Source organism: Actinomyces sp. oral taxon 849 str. F0330 (genome assembly GCF_000239715.1).
Lineage (GTDB): Bacteria > Actinomycetota > Actinomycetes > Actinomycetales > Actinomycetaceae > Actinomyces > Actinomyces johnsonii.
In genome coordinates, this window is record NZ_JH470355.1 from 97,210 (window position 1) to 123,512 (window position 26,303).

The window sequence follows — 26,303 nt, forward strand, 5'->3', positions numbered from 1 at the left end:
GCGGTTGCCGACGATGCGGGCCGCGGCGGCCATGGCGGTGCTGAACAGGAGGCGGGCCTCGTCGTCACTGGGGGCCACCATGACATTGACGGCGGCCGCCACCCGGGGGCCGGCCTGCGGGCGCTCGTCGCCCGGGGTCTTGAAGACGGAGCGGTAGGTGGCGATCGCCGCCTCGGCCTGAACCGGGGCGAAGTGGGATGCGACGGCGAAGGGCAGTCCGAGACTGCCGGCGACGCGCGCCCCGTTGACCGAGGAGCCCAGCACCCAGATGTCGGGCCGGGTGCCCTCGCCCGGAATGGCTCTCACCCGAGGGCCGTCGGCAGTGACGCCCTGGACAGCGTCGTCGGGAGCTCCGGGAGCACCCAGGAGAAGGGAGCCGGGCACATGGGGCTCCTGTGCCGGCCCGTCGTCGAGGTAGCCGAGGATCTCCAGGATCTCCTCGGCGAAACGGCCCGGATCGGAGGCCCCTCGGCGCAGTGCGGCGGCCGTGAGCCGGTCCGTTCCCGGAGCGCGTCCCAGCCCCAGATCGACCCTGCCGGGGTAGAGGGTGGCCAGGGTGCCGATCTGCTCGGCGACGACGAACGGGGCGTGGTTAGGCAACATGATGCCGCCGGAGGCGACGCCCAGGCGGTCGGTGGAGGCCAGGACCTGAGTCATGAGGACGATGGTCGCCGAGGACAGGTAGGTGTCCGAGCCGTGGTGCTCGGCAAGCCAGTAGCGCTCGTAGCCGGCGGCATCGGCGGCCCGAGCGAGGGCGATCATGTCGTTGAGGGCGTCGGTGCGGCTGCGACCGGCGCTGACGGGGACCATGTCCATGACGGACAGTACGGGTGCGGCCCGCCTTTCGGGCTGACTCATACGGGCACTCTAACCCGGGCCAACCTGCCCCGATCCGAGCCTTTGGACCCGTGTGCCCCGCCGATCGGCGACTCGGCGGGGCACACGAGCGGCAGACCGTGACAGCGGCTGCCGGGTGGAGACCGGTACGGGGCCGTCAGTGCAGCCGGCCGCGCGCGGGCAGCAGTCCGGTTGCGGCCAACGACTTGATGACATCGCCCACGATGAAGGGGACCAGACCCATGCTCAGGGCGGCGCCCCAGCTGGCGCCGGTGGCGATCTTCAGCCAGACGACGCCGGGCACGTACACCGATGCGGAGGCGAGCAGCATGAGTCCGACGGCGGTGGCGACCCGGCGGATTCCCGAGCCGGAGTGGCCCGACCACACGGTGGCGGCACGTCCGGCGATGGCGGCGATGAGGATGTAGCCGATGACGTAGCCGAAGGTGGCCACGACGCCACTGCTCCAGCCGGCTAGGACCGGGGCGCCGACGGCGGCCAGGGCTCCGAACAGCAGCGCAGAGAGGGCGCCGCGGCGCGAGCCGAGAACGGCCCCGACGCCCAGGGCGGCGAAGGTGCCCAGAGTGATCGGCACGGGGGTGAAGGGCAGAGGGATGGAGATCTGGCCGATAAGAGTCAGGGCGGCGGTGCCGGCCAGGACCAGGCCCACCTCCCGGAGACGGGCGAGAGCGGGGTTGGCGGCGCTATCGACGGACACCGAGTGGGCCGCGGAACCGGCGGCCGGGGTGGAGTGATTCGTGACCATGCCTCAACCCTACGGGCACCGGCGGCACCGCGAACGACCGAATCTCACTGAAGCACCACGCCACCATTTGTGGGATACCTACAATGAACGAGGGGCTCGGCGGGTCAGAGGCGGCAGTCAATCGGTGGTTTTCACAGTTCTTGCACGTGTCCGTCGATCCAAGTGAGGATGTCACCGGTGACCTGGTCCCGATTCGTCTCGTTGAGGAGCTCGTGGCGCCCGCCCGGGTAGAGGAGGACGGAGACCTCCCGTACGCCTGCACGGCGGTAGAGGGTGGCGGCCCGCTGGACGCCCCGTCCCATGGCGCCGACCGGATCCCGGTCCCCGGAGGCCAGGAGCATGGGCAGCTCCGCGGGCACTGCCGCGGCGTGGGAGGCCGTGTTGACGACACCCTGCCCGGCCACGAGATCGCGGAAGAAGCTGGAGGTGCATACGAATCCGCACCAGGGATCGGCGACGTAGCGGTCGACCTCCTTGGCGTCCCGGCTGATCCAGTCGGCCTCGGTGCGGTTGGGGGCGAAGTGGCGCTGGTAGGGACCGAAAGCGAGGGCATTGAGCAGCCGGGAGGGGTGGCGCGGGCCGCGCAACCTGGATTCCCCGGCGCAGATCGCCGTCGCGGGTCTTGTCAGCGCTCCGACGCCCGAACCGGTCCCCAGCAGGATGAGGCCGGCCAGATCGCCACCTCGGCGCGCCGCCAGGTCGCGGGCCAGGAAGGAGCCCCAGGAGTGGCCCATGAGGAAGACCGGAACATCGGGCCAAGCCCGTCGGGCCGCGTCCATGACGGTGCTCATATCGGCCACGACCGTGTCCCAGCCGTCCTGCTCAGCGACGAACCCGAAGCCGCCTGGGGCGGCGGTGGCCCCGTGCCCGCGGTGGTCCCCGGCCAGGACCGCGTAACCCTCCTCCACCGCCGAGGCGGCGAAGCGGGCGTAGCGCGAGGCGTGCTCGGCCATCCCGTGGGAGATGACGATGATGCCCCGGGGGCGGGCGGCACCGGCCACCTTCGGGTGCGGCGTCACCATGGTGCTGAGCCCGGCGGCGTCTGGGGCATCGGCCACCAGCAGGGAACCGTCGATGAGCCACTCGGGGAGCCAGATGTGCACAACCAGACGCGTTCCGTCGTCGGCCGTGAGCCGAGTAAGGCTGGTCTGCATCTGGTCCTCCTCAGGCGGCGTCTTCAAGGGGTCTCGATCATGCTCAAGTCGGCATCGGTCATCATTGATCGCGTCGACGGCTGACTATCGGCGGTGGTGCAGCTCCAGAGCTGGGCCTGCGGTCTCCCGCCACCCCAGGTAGAAGCCTAGTTGTCCGACGTCGAGCCGGCAGCGTTACCGCGGAAGGCGAATCGCAGCGATCCAGCGACGGGTGCGCTGCGGAAGTTTCCACGGACGGCCATTGATGACTGACTGTGTGGGAGCATTGCCTAAGTTCCTGATGGTTTCATGAAACTTGACACTCGGTATCCCGGCTACTTCTTCCCGGGGCCGCGCCCCTGCCCGCGTCTGGTCTACGGTGGCCGCCATGGCCGTCCACTCCTTCACCCTCGTCCCCGCCGCCTACGTCTACCTCCTGCGCCCCGCTCCCGACTCCGCCGCCGACCGGGCCGGGGCGACGAGCAGATCGGAGAGCGCTGAGACGCAGGTGCTCCTCCAGCTGCGGCAGGGCACCGGGTATATGGACGGTCACTGGGCCTGCGGAGCCTCGGGCCACGTCGAGGCCGCCGAGAGTGTCGTCGAGACGGCCCTGCGCGAGACCCGCGAGGAACTGGGCGTCCGCGCGGCGACGGCCGACCTGAGCCCGCTGACGGCGATGCACCGCACCAATGACCTCGGCGGCGGCGCCCTGGAGCAGCGCATCGACTTGTTCTTCACGCTGCGCACCTGGGAGGGCACGCCGACCGTGCGCGAGCCGGCCAAGAACGCGGGCTTGCGCTGGTTCTCGCTGAACGACCTGCCCGAGGCGGTCCCGCCCCACGAGCGCCGCGTCCTGACCCTCCTGGCCGCCGCCCTCGCCGGCGGCCTGCCAGTACCCCCGATCACCACCTTCGGCTTCGAGACCGGCCAGGATATCGCCCGCTACGGCGTCGCCCTGCCGCACTGAGCTCAGCTGGCGAGGAAGGCCTCGATGGCGGGCAGCTCGCGTCGGGCCTGGGCCAGTCCGGCCTCGAAGGCGGTGACGATGCGGTCGTAACGCAGCTCGCCGTTGGCAATGGGCATGTGCTCGGGCCGGAAAAGATAGGCGCGTCCCTGGCCGCGCAGGTCCTCAAGCTCCTCGACGGTGCGGTTGTAGTTCTCGGGCCGGTCGATGACGGCCTGGACGAGGGCCGGGTAGCGGGAGTAGAGGCGCTGGAGGACCTCGATCTCGTGGCGCCGCATGGGCGGTTTGCGGTAGCCCTCGGGACGGGTCATGACCACGAGGAGCTTGTCGTATCCGTCAGCGCGGGCGGCGTCGATGGCGAATCCGCCGGTGGGCCCGACGGCGCCATCCACGTAGGGGGCGCCGTCGACCTCGACCATGGGCATGAGCACCGGCATCGACGACGACGCCCGGGCCCGCACCAGCAGGTCGCCCATGGTGGGCATGTCTTCCAGGCCCCAGTAGACCTCCTCGCCGGTGTCGCAGCGGAAGGCGCCCAGTCGCACCGTGGTGGGCGAGGCGGCAAAGGTGTCCCAGTCGAAGGGGATGGACTCGTCCGGCGCGGAGGTGTGCAGGTAGATGTGCTCGGAGTTGAAGTAGCCCTTGCCGGCCACGAAGCTTCCCCAGCCGCCGGCCTTGGGGTCAGTGGTCAGGCCCAGGTAGGCCTCGCGGGTGCGCCAGGTGTCCCGGGAGACGAAGTTGCAGGTGTTCGTGCAGCCCGCCGAGATGCCACCGACCCAGGGGAAGGAGAGCCCGGCCTCCAGCATGACGCGCACGAGGCCGGCCGTGTAGGCCCCGCGCATGCCGCCGCTTTCGAAGACGAGGGCGACGTCGTCAGGACCGTGGGTGATGGGGGCGGGCCGGTGGCTGGGGTCGGTGACGGGGACAAGCCGTTGTACAGGGTCGGGGACGGGGCGTGGGCTCACGCCTGGGAGCCTATGGGTTCCATGGTGTGATCGCACGGGTGATTCCCACCCCATGTCTGCCGGCGGTCGGGAGAGTAGCGTGAGGTCATGAGCACCTCGAGCACGCCGCGCATTCTTGAGCCGATGACCTTCGGCGGGATCACCGCCCGCAACCGCCTCTGGCTGCCGCCCATGTGCATGTACTCGGTCGAGGCGCAGGACGGCGCCGTCACCGACTGGCACGTGACCCACTACGCGAGCCGCGCGGTGGGCGGCTTCGGCACGATCATCGTGGAGGCCACGGCGGTCACGCCCGAGGGGCGCCTGTCCCCCTATGACCTGGGCCTGTGGTCCGATGAGCAGATCGCCGGCCAGCGCCGCCTGGTCGAGGCAATCCACGCCGGCGGGGCGGTGGCTGGCATCCAGATCGGGCACGGCGGCCGCAAGTCAGGGACCGCCCCGTGGCGGCCCAACGTCGCCGGTGCCCGCACCGGAACCCTGGAAGGCTGGGAGCTGCTGGCCCCCAGCGCGATCCCCTACCCCGGGCACGCGACGCCCACCGAGCTGGACGAGGCCGGGATCGGCCGGCTGGTAGAGGCCTTCGCGGCGGCCGCCCGCCGCGCCGTCGAGGCCGGGTATGACGTCATCGAGATCCACGGTGCCCACGGCTACCTCATCCACGAGTTCCGCTCGCCCCTGTCCAACCAGCGCACCGACTCCTACGGCGGCAGCGCCGAGAACCGTCAGCGCTTCGCGCTGCAGGTGGTGCGGGCGGTGCGCGAGTCCATCGCTCCGGACACAGTCCTCGACATCCGCCTGTCGGCCTCGGACTGGGAAGACGGCGGGGTGACCGGTGAGGAGACCGCAGTCTTCAGCCGCGAGCTGGTGGAGGCCGGCGTCGATGTCCTGCACATCTCCAGCGGCGGCAACACACCTGCTCCGGTCCCGGTGGGGCCCGGCTACCAGCTGCCGCTGGCCCAGCGGGTCAGGCGGGCTGTTGCCGGCACCGGTGTCCCGGTCGTGGGCGTGGGTCTCATTGAGGAGGCGGCACAGGCCGAGCAGGCGCTGGTGTCCGGTCAGGTCGACGCCGTCGCCGTAGGCCGGGCCGCCCTGCGCGATCCCTACCTGCCGCTGCGCTGGGCGGCGGACCTGGGGGTGCGTTCCTGGGATCAGGCCCCCTGGCCCATCCAGTACTGGCGCGGCACCTGGCGCTGAGCGGGGACCCGACGTTGTCGCCCGGCCATCCGGGGCTCCGAAGCTATTCGACGGCGTCGAGGTAGAGCCAGCGGCCGGCGCGGCGGGTGAAGCGGGAGCGCTCGTGCAGGGTGTCGGCCACCACTGCCCCGCGACCGTCGCCGGTGCGGTAGGAGGCGGTGAATTCCACGACGCCGGTCTCGTCCTGCACCCCGCCATCCACGGTCTCGTCGACGCTCAGGCCCGTCCACTGCGTGCCGGGGTGGCAGTAGGGGCCCTCGGGCCGGGTGCGCGGGTGCCAGGTGCGGAAGAGATAGTCCTCGTCACCGACGACGAAGGCCGTGTAGCGCGAGCGCATGAGGGCCTCGGCGGTCGGTGCCGGAGCGCCGTCGTGAAAGGGTTCGCAGCACTGGGCGTAGGCGCGCCCCGTGCCGCAAGGGCAGGGGTCGGTGCCGCGCACGCCCGCGGCACGGACCGGCGAGCCCGACTGCTCCCAGCGGCCTGCCTGCCGACTGGCCATGATCAGGCGCCCAGCCAGTAGGCGTGCAGGGCCCGGGCGAGCCAGGGGCCGTCCTTGACACCGGCCATCTCGCGGGCCGAGTGCATGCTCAGCAGGGGCACGCCGACGTCGACGGTGGTGATCCCGAGCCGGGTGGCGGTGACGGGGCCGATGGTGGAGCCGCAGGGCACGGCGTTGTTGGAGACGAAGTCCTGGCTGGGCACGTCCGCGGCGGCGCAGGCCCGCGCCCAGATCGCGGCTCCCACGGCGTCGGTGGCGTAGCGCTGCTGGGCGTTGATCTTGAGCAGGGGGCCGTGGTTGATGAGCGGCTGGACGGCGGGGTCGTGCAGGTGGGCGTAGGCGGGGTGGACGCTGTGCCCGGCGTCGGCGCTCACGCAGGACGAGCGCGCCAGGAGGGCCTCGACGTCGTCGCCGCTGACCCCCAGAACGCCGGCGAGGCGCCGCAGGAGGGTCGTGAGGAAGGGGCCGTCCGCACCGGATCGGGTGGCCGAGCCGACCTCCTCGTGGTCGAAGGCGATCAGGATGACGGGCTCGGCGGGCTCGCCCCCCGCGGCCGCGAGTGCCTCGAGGGCCACCAGTCCGGCGTGGACCGAGGAGAGGTTGTCCAGGCGGGAGGAGGCCAGGAACTCTCCGTCCCGGCCGAAGCGGGCGGGGGCCTGGGTGGGGTAGGTCAGGACGTCGTGGCCGGCGAGCTCGGCCGGGTCGATACCGGCGATCTCGCACAGGTGGGTCTCGACCGCGTCGGGGGCGGCGTCGGGCCCGGCCAACGACCACAGGGGAAGCAGGTGGGTCTGGCGGTCCAGGTGGAGGGCGTCGTTGACGCCGCGGTCCAGGTGCGGGGCGATCTGACAGATGCGGGCGATGGGGCCGGTGCGCACGAGGTGGACGGCGCCGTCGCGGGTGGTCAGCCGCCCAGCCAGGCCCAGCTCGCGGTCGAGGAGGGAGGCGAGCAGGGGGCCGCCGTAGACCTCGGCGTTGATGAGCTGCCAGCCGGAGCGGACGAGAGCGGCGTTGGGCTTGAGCTTGAGGGCCGGGGAGTCGGTGTGGGCGCCGACGATGCGAAGACCCGCTCCTGGCGCGAGCGCCTTGGGCAGCGCCCAGGCGGCGATGGCGCCGTCACGGATGACGTAGCCGCGGCGCGGCAGGTCGGCCTCCCAGGAGACCGTCTCCTCGACGCCGGAGAAGCCGACCGCCTCCAGGCGCCGAGCGGCCTCGGCGGCGGCGTGGTAAGAGCTGGGCGAGGCGGTGACGAAGTCAATGAGCGAGTCGGTATAGGCGTCCTCGTCGCGCAGTGCCTCGCCGGTGGCGGCGCCGAAGGGATCGCTGTGTGAAGCACTGACGGGTGTGCTGGCGGCATCGGTCATGGCCCCAGTCTTCCACTGGAGCGCCATGTCCCGGACGACATCTGCCGCACGGTCGGGCGGGGATAGGGCAGGATCGGGGCGTGAGCATCTCTCAGCCTGTCATCCCGCCCGCCTCGTCCACTCCCGTGCGCGCCGTCCTGCTCGATGCCGACGGCGTCCTCCAGCTCATCGGTACCCCGTGGGATGAGGCGCTGACCCGCGGCGGCGGCCCCGCCTTCGCCCGTGCCATGATCGATGGTGAGACCGATGCCCTGGCAGGCCGGGAGACCCTCACCGAGCTGTTGGAGCGGGTGGTGAAGGAGCTGGGGCTGGAGCTGAGCGCGTCGGACCTGCTTGAGATGTGGCACCAGGCCACGCCCGATCCTCTGGCCCGGCAATTGGTAGGTGACCTGCGCGAGGCGGGTTACACGACGGTCCTGGCCACCAATCAGCAATGGGAGCGTCGGGCCTGGATGCGCGAGCAGCTGGACTATGACGGCCTGTGCGACATCGACGGCTACTCGTGCACGCTGGGGGTGGCCAAGCCGGACGCCGCCTATTTCCGCCGCCTGCTGGAGCTGGCGGGGGTGGAGGCGGACCAGGCCCTGTTCGTCGATGACAGCGCCACCAACATCGCCGCGGCCCGCGAGGTGGGCTTGCGCACGATCCACCACCCGGCCGACGCCGGTGGCGAGCTTCTGCGCCGCGAGGTCGCCCAGGCCCTAACGCAGGCCGCCTCTCCTCCACGAGGATGAGCCGGCAGGCCACCGTTCCTCCTTTCGGAACTTGCCTGACCGGCGCAGGCGGTGAAGACTCCCCCTGACACCAACAATCAGGAAAGGACACCCCATGGCAGGAGCGACGGCAGACGGCCAGGCCTCCGAAACCACCACCGCAACGGAGCCTGCGGCATCCTCCCTCCAACCGCCCGCCTCCAACGCCCGCCGCGCCCCCGAGATCTTCCTGCGCCTCATCACGACGATCCACTCCGAGCTGCCCGGATTCGTACGCAGCCGGCTGCCGGTGACCTTCATCGGCTACGCGATCATCAACGGCTCGGCCTTCTTCCTGGACATCACCTGCCTGTGGGTGTTCTACAACCACTTTCACTGGTTCTATCCGGTGGCGGTCACGGTCGGCTATGTCATCGCCGCCGTCTACTCCTTCCTGCTCAACCGCTGGCTGAACTTCCAAGCTCATGGACATGTCATCGAGCAGGGGGCGGGCTACACGGTAGGCATCATCAGCCAGTACGTCATCTTCATTCTCGGGTTGTCCTCGCTGCTGCACTGGTTCGGGGTCAATGCCGAGCTGGCTCGAGTCATCTCGGCCTGCTGCGAGGGGATTTACCTCTACGTGTTCATTCGGCTGTGGGTGTTCCGCGGAGTCCCGGAGCCCGCACAGACCCACCGCTTCGAGGACTACCCCACCGGAGTCTGAAGACTCGTCCCCGTCGGTCAGCTCCTCGCCCTCACCAGTAGGCGCGGGTCGTCTCGGTGGGGCCGTCGAGCTCAGTGAAGCCGGCATCGGTGATGCGCACGGGCCGGGTGGTGGATTCCCACTGCTCCCGGCTGGGCACGACCACGCGTACCCGGTAGCCGTCGTCGGCCCAGGCCCGCCGGAAGGCGGGCTCCATGGCGGGGCTCTCCCAGGCCAGCTGGGCGGCATGGCCGCACTGGGCGGCGAGCTTGCCCGAGGTCATCTCATGCAGGGGCGTGACCTCGATCGTCACGAGTGCCCCGGCGGAGGCCGACGCCGACCCGAGCTCGATCTCATCGGCCGCGGCCGGGTCCTTCGCAACGCGCGCGGTGATCGCGGCAGGCGGTGAGGGCAGCTCGTCGCCGGCCGGGAAGTGGGTTCCTTCCACTTGGGTCTTGGCCAAGGCTCCGGGCAGGGGGCGCACCGGGCCGGGGACGAAGGCGCGCGCCGCGGCCCGCCCCCAACCCGACGGGCCGTCCTGGGTGATGGTGACACCGTCGATCTCCTGAACCTCTTCCCAGCGCTTGCCGCGGGCGCGGCGCACGAGCTTGCGGATGCGCCCGTCGCGCCAGTAGTCGACGGCCTGGTTCCACGGTCCGCCCGGGGCGGAGGCGGGTGCGGCCAGGAGGGCGACAACGGCGCGGGCGGCGGCCTCGGCGACATCGATCCGCCGTGGCGGGTGGACCTTGTCATAGCGCACGGCGATCTGCATACCCCAGGGAACCGCGTGGTCCGGGTGCCCGGACAGGGAGGGCGGCTGCAGCGAGAAGGAGGATGGCGAAGGAGATGAGAAGGACTGAGGCACGGGTAGGAGCCTACGGGCTCGGCCCCGGCCGCGTCAGGATCCGACGCAGGCACCCGGGGAGCCGCCCGAACGGCGCGGCCCCCTGGAAGGAGAGGACGCGACCTTTTCCCACCATGAGGCGGATAAGTAGCGCGGCCAAGATCCTCCTGAGGCAGGAGAGGAACCCCGGAGAGGTCGTTTAAGTTGCCACCATGCAACCACCTGTTCCGTCTACCGTCCCCGGCGCTTCAGGCAGTACGCCTCCGGCCGGGGCCCTCTCCCGCCCCCGGATGTTCAACGGTGCGACCGTTCACGGCATCGCCGGGATCCGCGGCCTGCGTCATCCTGCGGAGATTCCTCTGCTCATCGCCGCCGTGGTCACTACGGCACTGGGCTACATCGGTTGGTTCGGCCTAGTGACGTGGCTGGTCACCGTGCCCGAGCCGACCGGGCTGAGCGCCGAGATTCGCGAACAGATCCTGGGGGGCGGGACTATCTCGGAGGCGATACTGGCCATCCCCCTCATCCCCCTGCTGGTATGGATCATCCGCGCCCTCACGTACGCCCAGCTGCGGGCGAGCTCGGTGCAGATGTCTCCCACCCAGTTCCCGGAGGGGTATCGGATGGTCGTGGAGGCGGCCCGGGAGTTCGGCCTGCGGCGGGTCCCCGACGCCTACGTGGTGCTGGGCAATGGCCAGATCAACGCCTTCGCCTCCGGCCACGGCTTCCGGCGTTTCGTGGCCGTCTACTCAGACCTGTTCGAGATCGGTGGGCAGGCCCGCGACCCCGAGGCGCTGCGTTTCATCATCGGTCACGAGGTCGGTCACCTCGCCGCCGGTCACGTGTCCTACTTCCGTCTCATCCTCTCCCAGCTGGCAGGCTATGTTCCCTTCCTGGGACAGGCGCTCTCGCGCGCCCAGGAGTACACCGCGGACAACCACGGCTACGCCAACGCACCCCAGGGCGTGCCCGGAGCCATGGGAGTCCTCTCCGGGGGCAAGTACCTGGGAGCCGAGGTCAACACCCATGCTCTGGCCGATCGCGCCACACGCGAGAAGGGGTTCTGGCTCCACATGACCAACTGGCTCTCCAGTCACCCCATCAACACCTGGCGCGCTCATGCCCTGCGCGACCGCAGCCGCCCCGGACGGATCATGATCCGTCCACCGGAGTCGACCGCTTGGTTCCCGCCCTCGGCTCCCACCGGATACCAGCGCTCCGGTTCCTGGCCGACGCCGGAGCAGATGCTCTCGGTGCTGGACTCCACCACCACGAGCGTGCCCAGTGAGGAGCAGTTCGGCCGTTATCCGGGCGTGAGCTACAAGATCCCCCGCAATGAGCTGCGCTGGGCTTCCCCCGTCCCTGTGAAGGCGGAGTCCGGCGAACGGACATCGTTCGAGGACGGTCAATCCGCGCCGAGCGCGACCGGGCCGATGCAGCCCGAGCCGTACGGGCACTCCCCGTCAGCAGAACAGGAGGAGGGGCTCATCGGCGGCTCCAACACGACCCCCTTCGACCCACTGGATCCGGAGTCTGCGCACTCTGGGGCCTAAACCCCATCAACACAGCGGTGCCGGTTGGGCGAATGCATGCGTTCGCCCAACCGGCACCTGTCTGCCTCCGTTGGCGCGGTTCCGCCCCGCAGGACTCAGTTCGGGGCCACGACGCCGGCCGCCGCCGTGAAGGCGCTCAGAGCTCTCCGCAGATCCCCGGCGCCGTCGGCGACATCGACGCCCTGACTGATGGCCTGGCACCGGGCGGCCAGCTCGTCGAGCTCGGCCAGGCGCTGACCGACGGACTCGACCACTCCGGGGGCGGCGGCGGACAGCTCTGCGGCCTCTGCCGGCAGGGCGGGGTCGGTTGAGGCCGGGGAGCCGGTCCACAGCATGAGGAGCTGGTTGGGAATCGTCATCATCCGGCTGACCTCACCGATGTACGCGATGACCTGGGTCGCGAGCGCGCTGTAGGCCCGGACCTGGCGCTCCATCTCGGCAACGCCGTCGTCAAGGGACTCGATGAGGTCGGGGATAGCCTCTGCCGAGTACTGCGGATCGCCGGCACCGTCGATGAGCTCAACGGTGAACAGCGAGGTGATGGTGGCGTGCAGACGGGCCAGGGCGATACGGGAACGGGTCCTGGCGCCGTTGGAGTCGAGCTGGGCCAGGGTGTCGACGAGCCGGGCGACCAGGGGACTGACCAGGCCCTGCATCTGAGACCACAGGTCCAGCAGGTCCGCCAGGGGCTTGACCCGGGTATCGGAGCGGTCCAGGGCGGCGATCCGCGCGGGGCTCAGGCGCGGGTCCTCCAGGGTCCGGGTCAGGCCCTTGCCCGCGGCCTTGAGCGAGGCCGACAGCTCGGCGAGCTGCTGCTGGCCGGCCATCCAGGAGTCGAGCCCGTCGGCGATCATGGTGACCGAATCGAGCATGACGCGCAGGTCCCCGGTGGCATCGGGGCGCACCGGGACGCCGTCGGAGAGCTCCTCGCGACGCGCTACTTCCGCCGGCAGGGCGGTGTTCTGGAACTCCTCGTACGAGGACAGACCAGCCCCGGCCAGTAGCTCGGCGATACGGCCAAGCCCCTGTTCGGCCGCCGCCCGGCGGTTGGCGCCGTCGGCGATGGCCCGATCCTCCACTGCCCGGGCATCGCGGTAGATGGTGCAGGCGGTGTCGAACAGGTCCGTGCACACCGGCCGGGTGCGCACCGAGAGATATCCCCCGTCGGACAGCGGAGTGACGGCGGCGAAGACGTCGTACTCGCTGCCATCGGCGGCGAGGTTGCGCACGTAGGCGGCGAAGGGACTGCCGGTCTTGAGGGTGTCCCACATGGCCTTGAAAGCGCCGCCGGGCATCTCCGGGTGGCGGATGATGTTGTGCGGGGCACCGGAGAGCTCGTCGCGTCGGTAGCGGGAGAGCTCGATGAACACATTGTTCGAATGACGAATGACGCCGCGCGCGTCAGTGGTGGAGAAGAAGAGCTGGTCCACGCCCACCTCATGGGTGGCTCCGGTGACCTTAGGCATAAGCGAGTGCTCCTTGAAGAGATCGGGGCGCGACGGCGTCCGGCGCGGCGAGACGGGTAATCCTCACCTTCCGCCCGCTGATTTCCGGTTGGACGGCTGAACAATACACCCCGTTTCCGAAATGAGATCTGATAATTCGCTATAAATGACCGATCGCACGGCATGCCGATTGGGTGAGATGTGCGTCTTTTCACTGACCACAGCAGCCCCCTTGTGCGGTCGTCACATTTTTTCACCGACACTCCAGCACACAGCCCCCTGAGAACTTTCGACCATCAATAATGATGGACAGAAAGCAGCGGAATCAGAACCCGAAGGGACACTAACAGGGACGCCTATACGTTTTAAAGCTACCCACCAAGACGGAGTCAACTGCATAACACCGGAACCCAACCCGACAACCCCATGAAAACAGAATAAATAACATGGAGAGACTTCCCAGACAACTCTCAGCTATATTGAAGTGCCCCCACAGGGGCAGCGGGTTACATAGTAACTGCCGCCGGACGGAACCGGTCGCGAGGGTTGGGGAGCCCGATGACCGATCGGATTTCGAGGCCGCTTCGGGTTGATAGGGAGCCCGACGCGAGTCGTTCTGGCGAAGGAGGGCGAGTCCCCCTGGAGTTATGGGAATCCAGGGAGATGCCACCCTCAACGACACGGGCCTGTGGGGCCCGGGCGAGTCCCGGACCCCACAGGCCACGTCATGTTCAAGCCGACCCGTCAACCCCGTCTTCGCGGTGCTCTATCGCCAGCCCGTTTCCTTTCATCTTCTGGTTGCATCCCGCCTCAGACGAATATCGGCGCCCCCCTTCACCGTCTTCGGATGTCCCCGATCAGTACAGCTACTCCTCCGGGGCGTCACTCGTCACCGGTCCGGCCGTGTTGGGCCGCCAGCCCAGTGCCGGGGCGACGTGCTCGGCGAAGGCCTGGAGGATGTGGAGATTGAAGTCGACGCCGAGCTGGCTGGGAATGGTGAGCATGACGGTGTCGGCGGCGCAGAGCGCCTCGTCCCGGGCAAGCTGCTCGATGAGAACATCGGGCTCGGCGGCGTAGGTGCGCCCGAAGGTCGACTGCAGGCCGTCGATGATGCCGATCTGGTCGTGGGAGTCCTCGCCGCGCAGGGCGAAGAACCTGCGGTCGGCGTCGGAGACGATCGGGAAGATGGAGCGCGAGACGCTCACTCGCGGGGTCCAGTCATGACCGGCCTCCTTCCACGTCTCCCGGTAGCGGCGGATCTGCTCGGCCTGGAGGTGGGAGAAGCCCTCGCCAGTGGCCTCGGTCAGGAGGGTGGAGCTCATGAGGTTCAGGCCCTGGCGGGCGGTCCACTCGGCGGTCTCGCGCGAGCCGGCGCCCCACCAGATGCGGCGGTCCACGCCGGGGGCGTGCGGCTCGATGCGCAGGCGGGAGGACGCACCGGGAGCCATGCCGTTGCTGGTATCGAGGTCGGCCTGCGGGACGCCCCGGACGGCGTCGAGGAACTGGGCGGTGTGGGCGCGGGCGACGTCGGCCCCGCGCGGGTCGGCACCACCGACATAGCCGAAGGTCTCCCAGCCGCGCCGGGCCTGCTCCGGGGAGCCGCGGGAGATGCCGATGGCGATGCGCTGGTCGGTGAGCAGGTCGAGGGCGGCGACCTCCTCGGCCAGGTGGAGAGGGTTCTCGTAGCGCATGTCGATGACACCGGTGCCGACCTCGATGCGCTTGGTACGTGCGCCGGCCGCGGAGAGCAGCGGGATGGGGGCGGCGGCCTGGCGGGCGTAGTGGTGAACGCGCCAGTAGGCGCCGTTGACACCGATCTCGTCGGCGCCGACCGCGATCTCGACGGCGTCCTTAAGCGCTTGGCCGGCGTCGGGGTCGCCGGGGCCCCGACCGTGTCCGTAGTGTCCGAAGCTGAGGAACCCGAATGCTTTCATGCAACCTTCAACTACATGAGTTCACGGATCATTCCGGCCGACCGCGCGAGCCGCATCACCCGACCTCAGGCGTCGCGCATCGTCAGCTCGTGACCGGGGTCGTCCATCGACGCGCCTCGAGTACCCAGCCAGCGAGGAACGGCCTTCTTGTAGTCGAGATAGGCCTGCCCGAACCTCGCCTCCAGCGCCTTCTCCTCCGCCGGGATCTGGTATCGGTCGATCAGCCAGACGAATCCGATCAGCGGGATCACGGCAGAAGGGCTCCTGCGCGCAATCGCGTGCGCAAGCAGTGCTCCCGCCAGGCCTGCGTACATGGGATTGCGCGTCAGTCGGTTGGGACCGTCCACAACGAGGCACTGCGCGCGCTCGACTCTCATCGGATCGACCGTCGTGTGGTGCCGAAGAAAACTGCTTGCACTTCCAGCGAGCAAACAGAACGAGACCCCGAGTACCGGAGCAGCCACCGCCATCGACGACGGCGTCATTCTCCGACCACGAGTCACGGCGCTCTGCGCCAGCCCCGCCATCGCCAGCAGCACTGCTGGTGGCGGTCGTCTGAACCTCTCGATCACCATGGCATCCTCTCACCTATGACGGCCTGACAGAGAACCGGGCTCAACCGATGTGGAAGCACTGAGCCACCAGATCCTCGACCTGGATGCGGGCGTCGGCGATCTCCTCTCGCAAATCTACCTGTTGGGCAGAACTTCCCTGGACGCCTCCAGCGATCTCCACTAGTCTTTCGAGGCATTGATCGACCTCCTATGTTCCCAACGGAGTCAACGAGATGCCTTCCGATCATCAGCGCAACAGCGACAGCCCCAGCGCCCCCGGCGCATCCGCCACCGGGGCCGCGCACCCGCCCCCACACCCCGAGAAGCGCTCCTTCGCCTACCGTGCGGGTATGAGGCTCGGTAGGAGGATGACGCTGGCATGCAGCGCCATCTCGACAGTACTGTTCGCCTTCTGCATGGCATGGTTCTTCGCTTTCGCGACGGTGATATCGGATCTCGCTCCGAGGTTCGATCCCGATGAGCTCATCTTCCGGTGGACAGGAGGAGTCACTATCTCCTTCGCCCTCGCTTTCCTCATGATCGCAGCCATCAGCTTCGCTCGCCAGCACAGATGGCTGGCCCCGCAACACGCCTTCGCGGCGAGCATCGTGTCCCTGGGATACGGCATCATCGACGCGGTGGCGGATATCGCCCTGGTGATCAACATCGAGACCGCGAACTCCGGTTCCCTTGAGCCGTCGCTCGGCCCGATCCAGCCGATACTCGGCCATCTTGATATGACGCTCCTACGCGCATCCTGGGTCGCATGGGCGCTGGCGGCGGCGATCACCGTCAGCGGTCTGACCATCAGCAGACGTCTGGAACCAGGGCTACGGGCCATCGTCGGGCTCCTCGTCGGGGCTCTCCTGGCCCCGTTCACCTTCGCGGTGGATGCGTTCCTGTGGATGGGCGCGATCGTCGCTCCACTCGCGCTCTTCGCCGTCACGAAGTCCTCCAACCGCCCCAAGCACCCCCCTTACCCGATTATGCAGCCCGCTCAGGGCCCGCTGATCGCCGGCTGCAATGCGTCCTACCCGTCTCAGTGGAAACAGGCAGTCGCTCCGTCGGCTGGGCCGGCACTTCCCTACACCGCACCGGTCAGGCCCTCGCCTCCTAGAGTGTTTTCAACGCCGGCCCGGCAGCGCCCGCTGAACATCCTGTCTGACAGACGAGTGCTGTCCATTCGTCTCCTCGGCGCCTGCGCCACTGTCCTTGGAGCCCTGGCCGCCTGCTGCGTCATCGTGAGAATCACCGGGATCGTCACCTTCGCCCCGCGAAAGACGCTCCTGGCCCTGGGGGTTCCCATCGGATTCATCGCCTTCATTCCCGTTCTCGTGGCGATCGGACTGTGGGCCTCGGGGCGTTGCTCCCATAAGGCTGTGCATGTCTGGGCGCCAGTCGCCCTGGCCTGCGCCTCAGCCGTCGGATTCGCGGCGCTGTACTGGGTGGAGGCGACCGGCGGTGACAATGTTTCTGTTCTCCCGCTTCACAGCGTCCTTGCGCTCTGCTGCGGCTCAGCGCTGATCTGGGCGATTCTGGTCTGGACTCCCTATCCTCCGAACATCCGAGTTCTCGGGGGAATCGCCCTGGGAATGGCATGCATGCTGCTCGCCATCATGTTCTTCCAGGACGCGATTTCCGTTCCTCCTGTTATCGGGCTGATTCTCGCCGGCGCATTCCCGCATCTCCGCCCATTGAAGTTCCCCGAGCCGGCCGGCGCCCGCACTTCCGATTAGCGCGAGCAACGAGGCGAACGAGGCCGAAGAGCGCATATGGGTGGTGGAAGACTGTCGCCGGTCTTCCCACCACCCATATGTTGTTCCTCAGTCGCTGAGCTCTACGCCTTCAGAAGGCTCTCACCGGCCGACTCGCCGCCGGCAGGCTCACTGGCCTCGACCTCGGCGATCTGCTCCATCCCGGTCTTCTGGGACAAGGGGACTTCGGGCAGGAAGATCGCGACGACGGAGGTCACCACGAACAGCGGGATCATCCAGGCGAAGATCGGCAGGAGGGCATCGGCGTAGGAGTTCGCGACGGCGTCATGCAGGGCGGCGGGCAGCTGGTTCACCAGGGCGGGAGTGAGCGAGGAGGTGTCGGCCTCCCGGAACTGACCAAGAGAGGTCAGCACGGCGGGGTCGGCGCTGCGGGCCAGCTCCCCGATCCGATCGGTGAGGTTGGAGGTGAGGCCTGAGGAGAAGGCCGCGCCGATGAGCGAGGCGCCCAGGGAGACCCCGACCTCGCGGAAGAAGTTGTTGCCGCTGGTGGCCGTACCCAGGTGCCTGGCCTCAATGGCGTTCTGCACCACGGTGACCAGGAGCTGGAAGAACATGCCGATGCCCGCTCCCATGAAGAAGGTGGCGGCCGATATCTCCCAGACGGGCGACGTCGTCGACAGGCGCGAGAGCCAGAAGGAGGCGCCGGCGGCGACCAGGGGCCCCAGGACCGGGTAGATCTTGTAGCGGTCGGTGCGTGAGACGAGGATGCCGGAGAGGATCGAGGAGACGAGCATCCCGATCGTGATGGGGACCAGGAGCAGGCCGGAGGCGGTGGCCGAGTACCCGTAGACCATCTGGAGGTAGGTGGGCAGGTAGCTCATGACGCCGATCATCCCGCCCATGGCGAGCATGCCGACCACCGTGGCCACGATGAAGGTGCGGTTGGTCAGGATCGACCAGGGCAGGATGGGGTCGGCGGCGCGGGTCTCGACGTAGGCGAACAGTCCCCAGCAGATCAGGCCCGCAGTGCCCAGGCCGATGATGACGGGGCTGGTCCACGCGTACTGGTTGCCGCCCCAGGTGGCCATGAGGACGATGGCGACGGCGCCGGCGTCCATGAACGCGAGCCCCCACCAGTCGACGGGGCTGGTCAGGCGGCTGCTGGGCAGGCGCAGCACCAGGGCGATGGCGATGAAGGCGAGGACGCCCAGCGGCAGGTTGATCCAGAAAGTCCAGCGCCAGGAGACGGAATCGGTCAGCCAACCGCCGATGATGGGCCCCAAGATGGAGGCGATGCCGAACATGGCTCCCATGGGGGGCCATGTAGGTGCCGCGTACGCGCGGCGGGATGAGGTCGCCGGTGATCGCCTGGGAGGAGATCATGAGACCGCCGCCGCCGAGGCCCTGGATGAAGCGGTAGATGATGAGCTGGGTCATCGTGTTGGCGGTCCCGCACAGGGCCGAGCCGACCAGGAACAGGGCGATGGCCACCAGGAAGAGGTTCTTTCGGCCCACGAGGTCGCCGAGCTTGCCGTAAACCGGCATGGCTACGGTGACGGCCAGGGTGTAGGCGGTCAGGATCCAGGCCATGTGGGCGGCGCCGCCGAGGTCACCAACGATGGTGGGCAGGGCGGTACCGACGATGGTCTGGTCCATGGCGGACAGGAACATGACGACCAGGAGCGAGGCGTAGACCGCCCAGAAACGGCGGTCAGGGTGGAAGTCGGCCCCCGGCTCGTGGAGGGTTGTGCCGGCGGGTGCCGGCGTCGAGGTGCTTTGAGTCACGGATACGACCTTTACGGTTGAGGTAGGCAGGTAAAACGAACAGTGAGGAGGACTGAGAGAGCCGAGGGCGACTAGCCCGATGAGTGCGACGGCGTCAGACCGCTGGAAGCACCGGAGGCCGCTTCTGCGGAACGAGGGGGAGCGACGACGTCGGAGATTGCCTCGACCATGACGCGGACGGCGTCCGCCAAGCGGATCTCGGGATGCTGGACCGAGACTTCGGGCACCTCGGCTCGTGCCGGCGCCTCCTCTCGGCGCCGCTCCCAGGGATGAGTGCGTCCGCACCACAGGTCCATGGCGCTGCGCTGAATCGCCATGGCCAGGGCGACGACGGCGCGAGCGCGCGGGTCATCGGGTTCCGCGCCCAGGCGGCGACTGGTGGCGTCGGTCAGGGAGATGGCGATGACGCGCAGGCGCTCGTGGACGGTTCGCTCGATCTCCGGGTTGTCTCGCACGAGCTCCAGAAAGGACAGGAGCCGTCCGCCCTCGGACTCGACGGCCTCGGCGCCGGAGGCGAGCAGGGCTCCCAGGTCCTCCAGGAGGCTTCCAGAACCGTTGACGAAGGCCTCGATGGCCTTGGGCTCAGGGGGCTCCAGGCCGACGACGAGGAGATCGGCCTTGGAGGAGAAGTGGTTGAAGACGGTGCGCCGGGAGACTCCAGCGAGGGTTGCGACGTCGTCCACCGTCATAGCGGAGTAACCACGCTCCCTGGTCAGGGTGAACGCGGCAGCGCGGATGGCGGCGCGGGTGCGTTGCGCATGGGTGGCGCGCAGGTCGGTTCCGGTCACACACTCATATTGCACTCAGTGCAGTCTTGCACTCAATGCAGAACAGCGCGAGGTTCCTCACGAGGGTCGTGAACCGGGCACCGAGGCCCCATACGCAGCAAGACTGGCCAAGATTTGCTGGGCGGTGTCCAAATCTATAGCAAAGGCTCCATCCCAACTCGGATGCACAAAAAGAAACCGCATGATTCCGCGGTTCCAGCATCATAGACAAGACCGCCGGAGGCCCTTTGTGTCAAATTTGGACACGGACATTCCGTTCGGCACGCACACAGTTCTCAGGCATCCTGATAAGCGGCGAACTCGACGAGGTTCCATGAAAGTCGCATAAAGACTATGGGCGGAACTGCAGAACCTGCCCCCATCACGCCCGGTGGCGGACCTCACTCGCCTCGTAGGCCTCGATCTCGCCAACCTTGGGGCCGTAATTGCTGGCGGGGTCGTGGCGCAGGTCGAGCCAGATATCGATGAGCGCCCAGGCGGCGGGGGCCGCGATGACGTTCTGCCCCATGCACAGGATCTGGGCGTCATAGTTCTCCACCGAGCCGCGCACGGTGAGCAGATCGTGCGCGGTCGCCGCACGCACGCCCGGCACCTTGTTGGCGGCGATGGCGGTACCCACACCGGTCCCGCAGATGAGAACACCGCGGTCGGCCCTCCCCTCGGCGACCGCTCTGGCGACCCGGAAGGAGACCTCCGGGTAGGTGATGTCCGGAGCGGACAGGTCGACGACGTCGCTCACGCGCTCGTCCCCGGCCAGTCGTTCCTCAAGAGCGTCCTTCAAGAGGACTCCATTGCCCGGGGCACCGATGGCGATTCGCATGTCCCCAAGTCTCTCAGGCCTCATCGCGGAAGGCGAGCCTGCCGCGATCAACGTGTTAGCGAGACTCCCCTACGACGGCAAAATCGGCGATGACCTCGTAGAGAGCCCGGCTCTCCCTCATCTTGGCGAAGCCATCGAGTACCTGCGCAGGAAGTGCTAAGGGATCGGTGGCGTAGGAGGACAGGTCGAAGTTCACCCTGATCTGGGATACGTGAGAGCTCCAGGTGTGTGCAGCGCAGGGGTCGGCGACCCGGAAGGGCATGGGGGCCGCATCGATTCCTCGATCCCGTACGGCCTGCTCGCTCATTGCGACCATCTCCGGGGACTCGGCGTCGTAGATCAGACGGCCGCCGGGAAAGCGGCGGGCCATCGCACTGACGAGGTCTCGAACTGAACTGCTCTCCAGGAAGTAGAAGACCCCGGAGGCCACGGCAATCAGTCCGCCACTGGCGTCGACCTCATCCATCCAGCGGTGATCGGTCAAGGAGAAGGGCAGTTCCCGCTCTCGCTCATGGGGCTCGGCCCAGGCGCGTCGGGCTTCGAGAACGCCGGGGAAGTCGAGGTTGTGGATCAGCGCCCGACCGTTGTCGACCTCGTCGACGAGTCGATCCAGTCCGCATCCGAGATCGACGACGGCGGCTCCGGGGCGGGTCTCCAGGTAGCGCCGGATCTCTGTGACGGCCGCAAGGTGGCGCAAGGCGTAGATGGCGGCGGGCATCGCACCCATATCCATGTTCTCGATACCAGGGTGAACGGCGGAGACCATGGAGACCAGACGCTCGGACCAGGAATCCCGGAAGCAGCTCGGCCAGTTCCGCGCAGCACGGGCCCGCCCCAGAAGCGGGAAGAAGAGAGTCTCCTGAACCCCAGCGTCGATCATGGTCCACACCCTAGGAGGCAGTGTCACTCGTGTCGATATTGACAATCAAGTGCATGAGTGAGGGTGGGTGCGTTCTTCGTCCGCAGAAGTGGACATAGGGCGACAGAAAACGTGATCTGCATCGCAATATAGCGGCCGTCGGGCGTCACTGCGTCTCACATGACAGCATCGAACTCGACGTCAGAGCACACAGAGGAGAGGAGGAGCGGCCGATGCCACAAAGAGAGGAGCGCGTCGCACAGCACCTCGGAGTGCTGGAGCGCGACGGCACCCTGGTCATTCCCTCATCTCGAACTCGGCTCATCCTCAAGCTCATCGTCTTCAGCGTCTTCACGGCGATCAGCGCTGCCATCATCCTTACCGCACCAGCAGCACCCGGCAACTCGGCGGCACCCCTGGTACTACTGACGATGGGACTCGCACTCTCCGCCCTGTTTTTACTCGCATCCGTGGCAACCTACAGGCAGTTGACTCAGAGGATTCGGTTGGTGCTCACATTCCAGGGACTGAGGCTAGAGAACGCGAACGGCAACATCATCGAACAGGTAGAATGGCGCGACGTTGAAGGCTTCCGGGCAATACGCTCCCGCGCAGGAACAATAGCCGCCATTCACTATTATCTGACCGATACCGGGAGGGAGCGTCGACGCGAATTCCTGGCCACCGACCCGATCGGCAGAAACCAGTTCCTCGTACTTAAGGTTTCCTGGGCAGGGAAAAGCAAATCAGTCGCCCTCCCTTCAGGATTCGCCGTCTCAAACGCCGATCTGATCGAGCTCCTCGAGAAGGCTCGTCATCGTTACCGATAGAGAACACCAGCCAAGTCCGAGCCGCAAGTACGGACGTCAACGCGGCGGGACTAGGCAGGTAGAACGCTCTTCAGGTCACCAGCACGATCCTTGCGGCATCGCTCAGCCGATCATGTAAACCATGCCGCGCCCGCTCCCGACGAGCACGTCAGCAAATCGACAGGCCGCCCGAAGATAGCTGGCAACATAGGACATACGTTCTCCACCACTGACTCCATCACCGTGTTCCGGTATCGGCACACCCTCTTCCAGGCACAACGACTTCAAGTCCAAACTGATCGCCTTCATCTCTTCAGGTCTCAGCACCCTGACCCACGGCTCCCACCCCATTCCGAACATGCACACTTTTCCTTCTCAACAGCATATGCATAGTATCGAATTCCCATGACACTATCGTGCAGGATGACCTGCACGGTCAACACCCCGACCACCCCACCCTGGGGATAACGTTCTTCGTTCACAGCTTGTGATCACCGAGCATTCCCGAAATCCTGCGCTCGACACAATCGATTGAGCGCAGATGGATTCACGTGCGGCGATCCGGCAAGTTCCAGCAGGGGTCACGCGGCCGAATCAACACCACTGAGAGCTCCAACTCGGCCCACCGGCGCGGCGCGATCGCCGGGCCCCGAGGCCGTCCCGGTCGGCGCCACCACGGGCACCGACGGCCCGCCAACCTCTGTCGAACGGACCACAGGCCAGCCCCGAGAGCCTGACGACTCGCGCAACTTTGCAGATTCGCAACAATCCGTTACCTTATCGTAAGACGTCAGACATCCTTCGTCGGCGTTCCCCACCCAGAGAGGCAAGGCCGCCTCGTCACCCCGAACGGAACCCATATGAGAAAACCCCACCCCTCCGCCCTGAGGCGCCTTTCGGCCCTCCTGAGCTCGATGGCCCTCGCCATCACCGGCGTGATCGCCGCCGCACCCCCGGCGCACGCCACCCCCACAGCCGATGGCCTGATGGACGTCACCATCACTCAGGTGAACGCTCCCGAGGACGGTCTCTACGCCGTCGGCGACGTCATGACCTTCAACCTCACCCTGACCAACACCAGCAGCGAGGCCCACTCCTACGCCCCGGCCTCGACGAACCTGTCCGGCAACGTCACCAAGTGCCGCTGGCGCAACGTCCCCGCCGGGGTGACCAAGACCGACTGCGCCGGCCTGGCCACGCACACGGTGACCGCAGAGGACCTCAAGGCCGGCGGTTTCACTCCGCAGATCGCCTATGAGGTCAAGGCAGTTGAGTACGCCGGCCAGGCCCTCAACACCCCGGAGACGATCAGCGGCGACACAAGCCCGATCAAACCCGCCTCACTGCGGGTCGAGTCCTTCACGCCGTCGGCGAGCCAGGAGACCTACAAGCTGGGAGACACCGTCAGCTACACGGTGCGCGTGCGCTCGGTCGCCGATAAGACGATCAACGTCGCCGCCACCGACTCCTCCTTCGACGACCTGGACCGCCAGTGCCACTGGGACAATCTCAAGCCGGGCAAGGGCGCTGTCTACAACTGCAAGCCGCTCACCCACACGATCACGCAGGCCGACGTCGACGCCGGCCGGTGGACGCCGTCGATCACGCTGACTGCAACCGGCACCGACGGCGCCGCCCTCCAGACACTCACCGCCGCCGGTGATCCGATCAGCGTCGTCGGCCAGCACCCGCAGGCGGAGCCGGCCCCGGCACCCGACGCCAGCACCGAGCTTCCCGCCTCGATGAGCCAGGCCCAGCACCTGGCCGCCAACACGGCGAGCGACAACTACCGCATCCCGGCGATCACCACCGCTCCCAACGGGGACCTGCTGGTCTCCTACGACGAGCGACCCAAGGACAACGGTAACAAGGGCGGGGACGCCCCCAACCCGAACCACATCGTCCAGCGCCGCTCCACCGACGGCGGCAAGACCTGGTCGGCGCCCACATACATCCACCAGGGCACGGAAACGGGCCAGAAGGTCGGCTACTCCGACCCGAGCTACGTCGTCGACAACCAGACGGGTACGATCTTCAACTTCCACGTCAAGTCCTACGATCAGGGCTGGGGCGGCTCGAGGGCCGGCACCGACCCGGAGGACCGCAACGTCATCCAGGCCGAGGTCTCCTCCTCCACCGACAACGGCTGGACCTGGACGCACCGCACCATCACCGCGGACATCACGAAGGACAACCCCTGGGTCTCGCGCTTCGCGGCCTCGGGCCAGGGGATCCAGATCCGCCAGGGCGCCCACGCCGGACGCCTGGTGCAGCAGTACACGATCAAGACCTCCGCAGGAGCGGTGCAGGCGGTCTCCGTCTACTCCGACGACCACGGACAGACCTGGCAGGCCGGTAAGCCGACCGGCACCGGGATGGATGAGAACAAGGTCGTCGAGCTCTCCGACGGCTCCCTCATGCTCAACTCGCGCGCCTCTGACGGCACGGGCTTCCGCAAGGTGGCCACCTCCGCCGACGGCGGGCAGACCTGGAGCGAACCGGTCAGCGACAAGAACCTGCCCGACTCGGTGGACAACGCCCAGATCATCCGGGCCTTCCCGAACGCCGCCCCCGGCGACTCGCGCGCCAAGGTGCTGCTGCTGAGCCACTCGCCCAACCCGACGCCGTGGTCGCGCGACCGCGGCACCATCTCGATGTCCTGCGACGACGGCGCCTCCTGGGTGACCGGCAAAGTCTTCCACGAGCCCTTCGTCGGCTACACGACGATCGCAGTGCAGTCCGACGGCAGCATCGGGCTGCTCAGCGAGGACGCCAGCGAAGGCGCGAACTACGGCGGCATCTGGTACCGCAACTTCACCATGGCCTGGGTCGGCGACCAGTGCACGCAGGCCCCGAGCCCGTCGCCGAGCCCTTCACCGTCTGCCGAGCCGACCACAGCCCCGAGTGCTGAGCCGACCATTGCCCCGAGTGCTGAGCCGACGTCTACGCCGAGCAGTGCGCCCACCGCGGGGCCGACCACCGAGCCCGCGCCGGAGCCGAGCAGCGCGCCGACTGCTCCTACCACCGAGCCCTCTGCAGGGCCGGAGCCGTCTGCCGAGCCCTCGCAGGGGCCGACGGCGGAGCCTTCAACCGCGCCCTCCCAGCAGCCCAGCGCCACGCCGTCGGGACAGCCGAGTGGACACCCGAGCTCTGCTCCCGCGCCGAGCCGGACGCAGCAAGCTCCATCGACGGCGAGCTCGCGGGCGACCTCCCTGCCAACGCCGTCCAGTCAGCCATCGTCGAGCGCGAGCCCGGCGCCGAGCCAGACTCCGGGGACGACGCCTGCGCCCAGTACGCAGCCCGACGAGATCGACCGGCCGACTGACGGCGCCATGGCGCAGCCGACCAACGGGGCCAATGCTCCGGGCGCCTCGGCAACGGGGGCTACAACGAAGCCGGGGCATAGCCTGTCCCAGACGGGCGCCAACGCGCTGCTGGTCCTGGGCCTTGCGACCGCCGGGATCATGGGCGGCTACCTGATTCTGCGGGTGCGTCGCACGAAGAACTGAACACGCGATGAGCCGGCTCGATCCGGCTCTGAGCACTGACTGAGGGGTGGGATGCCGGCGCGTCCCACCCCTCAGTGCTGTCCTCCTCAGCGGCACGGCCCAACCGTGGACCGGGCTCGCCACCGATGCCGGATGCCGGCTGGCGGCTGCAGGCCGGCCCCGGGCCGCAGGCTGTTGTCCTTCAGCCGCAGGCCGCAGGGTAGAGAGATTCGCGTGAGTGACCTCTCTGCTCACATCCGGCGAGCTGGCATGGCACGGATCGAGCACAGGTGGACCCGGCGCTGCTGAAGGACCCCAGCGGCCCTCCGTTCTCACCAACGAGACGTCCGATAGTGTCCAAATCGGTGACAAAGGCCTGGAACAGAGCAGAACGGGCGAGAAGAAACCGCATGATTCCAACGTCTATTCGCCTGCGTCGGCGATACCGGGGCTCCTTTGTCACCGATTTGGACACTGAACCACTCGCATGACACAGGAGGACCAACAGTGAACCCCATGGATGAAGCCTCTCAGTCGTCACTGACGACGATCTCGATGGCATCAACGCTCGCCAGCACATTCACGCGCC

Annotated in this window: 22 protein-coding genes and 1 pseudogene; 8 read left to right on the forward strand and 15 right to left on the reverse strand. The window is 67.8% G+C overall.

What is annotated here, in order from left to right:
* The 3 genes from HMPREF0975_RS10685 to HMPREF0975_RS10695 form a co-directional block, all read right to left on the reverse strand.
* On the reverse strand, nucleotides 1–858 hold an 858-nt coding region (locus HMPREF0975_RS10685), incomplete at its 3' end, for an MsnO8 family LLM class oxidoreductase (RefSeq protein ID WP_009234187.1).
* A 136-nt stretch (nucleotides 859–994) separates the two neighbouring features.
* Nucleotides 995–1,603 carry a biotin transporter BioY gene (locus tag HMPREF0975_RS10690; RefSeq protein ID WP_009234188.1) on the reverse strand — a complete coding sequence of 203 codons (609 nt, stop codon included), beginning with the start codon at nucleotides 1,601–1,603 and terminating at the stop codon, nucleotides 995–997.
* Between the two features lie 131 nt (nucleotides 1,604–1,734).
* A complete protein-coding gene (locus HMPREF0975_RS10695) occupies nucleotides 1,735–2,757 on the reverse strand; it encodes an alpha/beta hydrolase (RefSeq protein WP_009234189.1) in 1,023 nt (340 codons plus the stop codon).
* Nucleotides 2,758–3,124: 367 nt separating this feature from the next.
* Here HMPREF0975_RS10695 and HMPREF0975_RS10700 point away from each other — a divergent pair, with 367 nt between their 5' ends.
* Nucleotides 3,125–3,703 (forward strand): NUDIX domain-containing protein, encoded by a 579-nt coding sequence (locus tag HMPREF0975_RS10700; RefSeq protein ID WP_009234190.1) that lies wholly within the window; start codon nucleotides 3,125–3,127, stop codon nucleotides 3,701–3,703.
* A 2-nt stretch (nucleotides 3,704–3,705) separates the two neighbouring features.
* Here HMPREF0975_RS10700 and HMPREF0975_RS10705 read toward each other — a convergent pair whose 3' ends face one another.
* The gene (locus HMPREF0975_RS10705) at nucleotides 3,706–4,719 is read right to left on the reverse strand and encodes a patatin-like phospholipase family protein (protein WP_442852331.1); all 1,014 of its coding nucleotides are present in this window, start codon (nucleotides 4,717–4,719) and stop codon (nucleotides 3,706–3,708) included.
* Nucleotides 4,720–4,752: 33 nt separating this feature from the next.
* Between HMPREF0975_RS10705 and HMPREF0975_RS10710 the strand changes: the two genes are divergently transcribed.
* The gene (locus tag HMPREF0975_RS10710; protein WP_009234192.1) at nucleotides 4,753–5,859 is read left to right on the forward strand and encodes an oxidoreductase; all 1,107 of its coding nucleotides are present in this window, start codon (nucleotides 4,753–4,755) and stop codon (nucleotides 5,857–5,859) included.
* 43 nt (nucleotides 5,860–5,902) lie between these two features.
* Here the strand turns inward: HMPREF0975_RS10710 and HMPREF0975_RS10715 are convergent, their stop codons facing one another.
* Entirely contained in the window at nucleotides 5,903–6,358 is a 456-nt protein-coding gene (locus HMPREF0975_RS10715; protein WP_009234193.1) for a YchJ family metal-binding protein, read from the reverse strand.
* 2 nt (nucleotides 6,359–6,360) lie between these two features.
* Entirely contained in the window at nucleotides 6,361–7,722 is a 1,362-nt protein-coding gene (locus HMPREF0975_RS10720; RefSeq protein WP_083840780.1) for a M18 family aminopeptidase, read from the reverse strand.
* An 80-nt stretch (nucleotides 7,723–7,802) separates the two neighbouring features.
* Between HMPREF0975_RS10720 and HMPREF0975_RS10725 the strand changes: the two genes are divergently transcribed.
* Complete coding sequence (locus HMPREF0975_RS10725) at nucleotides 7,803–8,456, forward strand: HAD family hydrolase (protein ID WP_009234195.1); 654 nt, start codon at nucleotides 7,803–7,805, stop codon at nucleotides 8,454–8,456.
* Nucleotides 8,457–8,550: 94 nt separating this feature from the next.
* On the forward strand, nucleotides 8,551–9,141 hold the full coding sequence (locus HMPREF0975_RS10730) for a GtrA family protein (RefSeq protein ID WP_009234196.1): 591 nt from the start codon (nucleotides 8,551–8,553) through the stop codon (nucleotides 9,139–9,141).
* Between the two features lie 31 nt (nucleotides 9,142–9,172).
* On the opposite strand, the gene HMPREF0975_RS10735 is transcribed toward HMPREF0975_RS10730, so the two are convergent.
* On the reverse strand, nucleotides 9,173–9,985 hold the full coding sequence (locus HMPREF0975_RS10735; protein WP_009234197.1) for a hypothetical protein: 813 nt from the start codon (nucleotides 9,983–9,985) through the stop codon (nucleotides 9,173–9,175).
* Nucleotides 9,986–10,254: 269 nt separating this feature from the next.
* Between HMPREF0975_RS10735 and HMPREF0975_RS10745 the strand changes: the two genes are divergently transcribed.
* Nucleotides 10,255–11,517, forward strand: a complete 1,263-nt coding sequence (locus tag HMPREF0975_RS10745; RefSeq protein ID WP_009234198.1) for a M48 family metallopeptidase — start codon at nucleotides 10,255–10,257, stop codon at nucleotides 11,515–11,517.
* A gap of 95 nt (nucleotides 11,518–11,612) precedes the next feature.
* On the opposite strand, the gene HMPREF0975_RS10750 is transcribed toward HMPREF0975_RS10745, so the two are convergent.
* The 3 genes from HMPREF0975_RS10750 to HMPREF0975_RS10760 form a co-directional block, all read right to left on the reverse strand.
* The gene (locus HMPREF0975_RS10750) at nucleotides 11,613–12,983 is read right to left on the reverse strand and encodes a PAS domain-containing protein (RefSeq protein WP_009234199.1); all 1,371 of its coding nucleotides are present in this window, start codon (nucleotides 12,981–12,983) and stop codon (nucleotides 11,613–11,615) included.
* 845 nt (nucleotides 12,984–13,828) lie between these two features.
* Nucleotides 13,829–14,896, reverse strand: a complete 1,068-nt coding sequence (locus tag HMPREF0975_RS10755) for an LLM class flavin-dependent oxidoreductase (RefSeq protein ID WP_009234200.1) — start codon at nucleotides 14,894–14,896, stop codon at nucleotides 13,829–13,831.
* Nucleotides 14,897–14,961: 65 nt separating this feature from the next.
* Nucleotides 14,962–15,471: a methyltransferase family protein gene (locus tag HMPREF0975_RS10760; RefSeq protein WP_049939801.1), complete on the reverse strand. Its 510-nt coding sequence runs from the start codon at nucleotides 15,469–15,471 to the stop codon at nucleotides 14,962–14,964.
* Nucleotides 15,472–15,683: 212 nt separating this feature from the next.
* Here HMPREF0975_RS10760 and HMPREF0975_RS10765 point away from each other — a divergent pair, with 212 nt between their 5' ends.
* Complete coding sequence (locus HMPREF0975_RS10765) at nucleotides 15,684–17,186, forward strand: hypothetical protein (RefSeq protein ID WP_009234202.1); 1,503 nt, start codon at nucleotides 15,684–15,686, stop codon at nucleotides 17,184–17,186.
* Nucleotides 17,187–17,287: 101 nt separating this feature from the next.
* Here the strand turns inward: HMPREF0975_RS10765 and HMPREF0975_RS10770 are convergent.
* The 4 genes and pseudogenes from HMPREF0975_RS10770 to HMPREF0975_RS10785 all read right to left on the reverse strand — a co-directional run bounded on the left by HMPREF0975_RS10770 (nucleotide 17,288) and on the right by HMPREF0975_RS10785 (nucleotide 21,438).
* A pseudogene (locus HMPREF0975_RS10770) lies at nucleotides 17,288–18,950 on the reverse strand (MDR family MFS transporter).
* Between the two features lie 71 nt (nucleotides 18,951–19,021).
* Nucleotides 19,022–19,738 (reverse strand): TetR/AcrR family transcriptional regulator, encoded by a 717-nt coding sequence (locus tag HMPREF0975_RS10775; RefSeq protein ID WP_009234204.1) that lies wholly within the window; start codon nucleotides 19,736–19,738, stop codon nucleotides 19,022–19,024.
* Between the two features lie 361 nt (nucleotides 19,739–20,099).
* Nucleotides 20,100–20,558: an RpiB/LacA/LacB family sugar-phosphate isomerase gene (locus HMPREF0975_RS10780; protein WP_009234205.1), complete on the reverse strand. Its 459-nt coding sequence runs from the start codon at nucleotides 20,556–20,558 to the stop codon at nucleotides 20,100–20,102.
* Nucleotides 20,559–20,613: 55 nt separating this feature from the next.
* Nucleotides 20,614–21,438 carry a class I SAM-dependent methyltransferase gene (locus HMPREF0975_RS10785; RefSeq protein ID WP_009234206.1) on the reverse strand — a complete coding sequence of 275 codons (825 nt, stop codon included), beginning with the start codon at nucleotides 21,436–21,438 and terminating at the stop codon, nucleotides 20,614–20,616.
* A 212-nt stretch (nucleotides 21,439–21,650) separates the two neighbouring features.
* Between HMPREF0975_RS10785 and HMPREF0975_RS10790 the strand changes: the two genes are divergently transcribed.
* Nucleotides 21,651–22,247 (forward strand): STM3941 family protein, encoded by a 597-nt coding sequence (locus HMPREF0975_RS10790; RefSeq protein ID WP_009234207.1) that lies wholly within the window; start codon nucleotides 21,651–21,653, stop codon nucleotides 22,245–22,247.
* Between the two features lie 102 nt (nucleotides 22,248–22,349).
* Here the strand turns inward: HMPREF0975_RS10790 and HMPREF0975_RS10795 are convergent, their stop codons facing one another.
* Entirely contained in the window at nucleotides 22,350–22,586 is a 237-nt protein-coding gene (locus HMPREF0975_RS10795) for a hypothetical protein (protein WP_009234208.1), read from the reverse strand.
* A 500-nt stretch (nucleotides 22,587–23,086) separates the two neighbouring features.
* On the opposite strand from HMPREF0975_RS10795, the gene HMPREF0975_RS10800 reads away from it, so the two are divergent.
* Nucleotides 23,087–25,735, forward strand: a complete 2,649-nt coding sequence (locus HMPREF0975_RS10800) for a sialidase family protein (protein ID WP_009234209.1) — start codon at nucleotides 23,087–23,089, stop codon at nucleotides 25,733–25,735.
* The last annotated feature ends 568 nt before the right edge of the window (nucleotides 25,736–26,303 follow it).

Coding starts and splice junctions, on each gene's coding strand:
- HMPREF0975_RS10690 (WP_009234188.1), bottom strand. CDS start 1,603: ATGGTCACGAATCACTCCACCCCGGCCGCCGGTTCCGCGGCCCACTCG.
- HMPREF0975_RS10695 (WP_009234189.1), bottom strand. CDS start 2,757: ATGCAGACCAGCCTTACTCGGCTCACGGCCGACGACGGAACGCGTCTG.
- HMPREF0975_RS10700 (WP_009234190.1), top strand. CDS start 3,125: ATGGCCGTCCACTCCTTCACCCTCGTCCCCGCCGCCTACGTCTACCTC.
- HMPREF0975_RS10705 (WP_442852331.1), bottom strand. CDS start 4,719: ATGGGGTGGGAATCACCCGTGCGATCACACCATGGAACCCATAGGCTC.
- HMPREF0975_RS10710 (WP_009234192.1), top strand. CDS start 4,753: ATGAGCACCTCGAGCACGCCGCGCATTCTTGAGCCGATGACCTTCGGC.
- HMPREF0975_RS10715 (WP_009234193.1), bottom strand. CDS start 6,358: ATGGCCAGTCGGCAGGCAGGCCGCTGGGAGCAGTCGGGCTCGCCGGTC.
- HMPREF0975_RS10720 (WP_083840780.1), bottom strand. CDS start 7,722: ATGACCGATGCCGCCAGCACACCCGTCAGTGCTTCACACAGCGATCCC.
- HMPREF0975_RS10730 (WP_009234196.1), top strand. CDS start 8,551: ATGGCAGGAGCGACGGCAGACGGCCAGGCCTCCGAAACCACCACCGCA.
- HMPREF0975_RS10745 (WP_009234198.1), top strand. CDS start 10,255: ATGTTCAACGGTGCGACCGTTCACGGCATCGCCGGGATCCGCGGCCTG.
- HMPREF0975_RS10750 (WP_009234199.1), bottom strand. CDS start 12,983: ATGCCTAAGGTCACCGGAGCCACCCATGAGGTGGGCGTGGACCAGCTC.
- HMPREF0975_RS10755 (WP_009234200.1), bottom strand. CDS start 14,896: ATGAAAGCATTCGGGTTCCTCAGCTTCGGACACTACGGACACGGTCGG.
- HMPREF0975_RS10760 (WP_049939801.1), bottom strand. CDS start 15,471: ATGGTGATCGAGAGGTTCAGACGACCGCCACCAGCAGTGCTGCTGGCG.
- HMPREF0975_RS10765 (WP_009234202.1), top strand. CDS start 15,684: ATGCCTTCCGATCATCAGCGCAACAGCGACAGCCCCAGCGCCCCCGGC.
- HMPREF0975_RS10780 (WP_009234205.1), bottom strand. CDS start 20,558: ATGCGAATCGCCATCGGTGCCCCGGGCAATGGAGTCCTCTTGAAGGAC.
- HMPREF0975_RS10785 (WP_009234206.1), bottom strand. CDS start 21,438: ATGATCGACGCTGGGGTTCAGGAGACTCTCTTCTTCCCGCTTCTGGGG.
- HMPREF0975_RS10790 (WP_009234207.1), top strand. CDS start 21,651: ATGCCACAAAGAGAGGAGCGCGTCGCACAGCACCTCGGAGTGCTGGAG.
- HMPREF0975_RS10795 (WP_009234208.1), bottom strand. CDS start 22,586: ATGTTCGGAATGGGGTGGGAGCCGTGGGTCAGGGTGCTGAGACCTGAA.
- HMPREF0975_RS10800 (WP_009234209.1), top strand. CDS start 23,087: ATGAGAAAACCCCACCCCTCCGCCCTGAGGCGCCTTTCGGCCCTCCTG.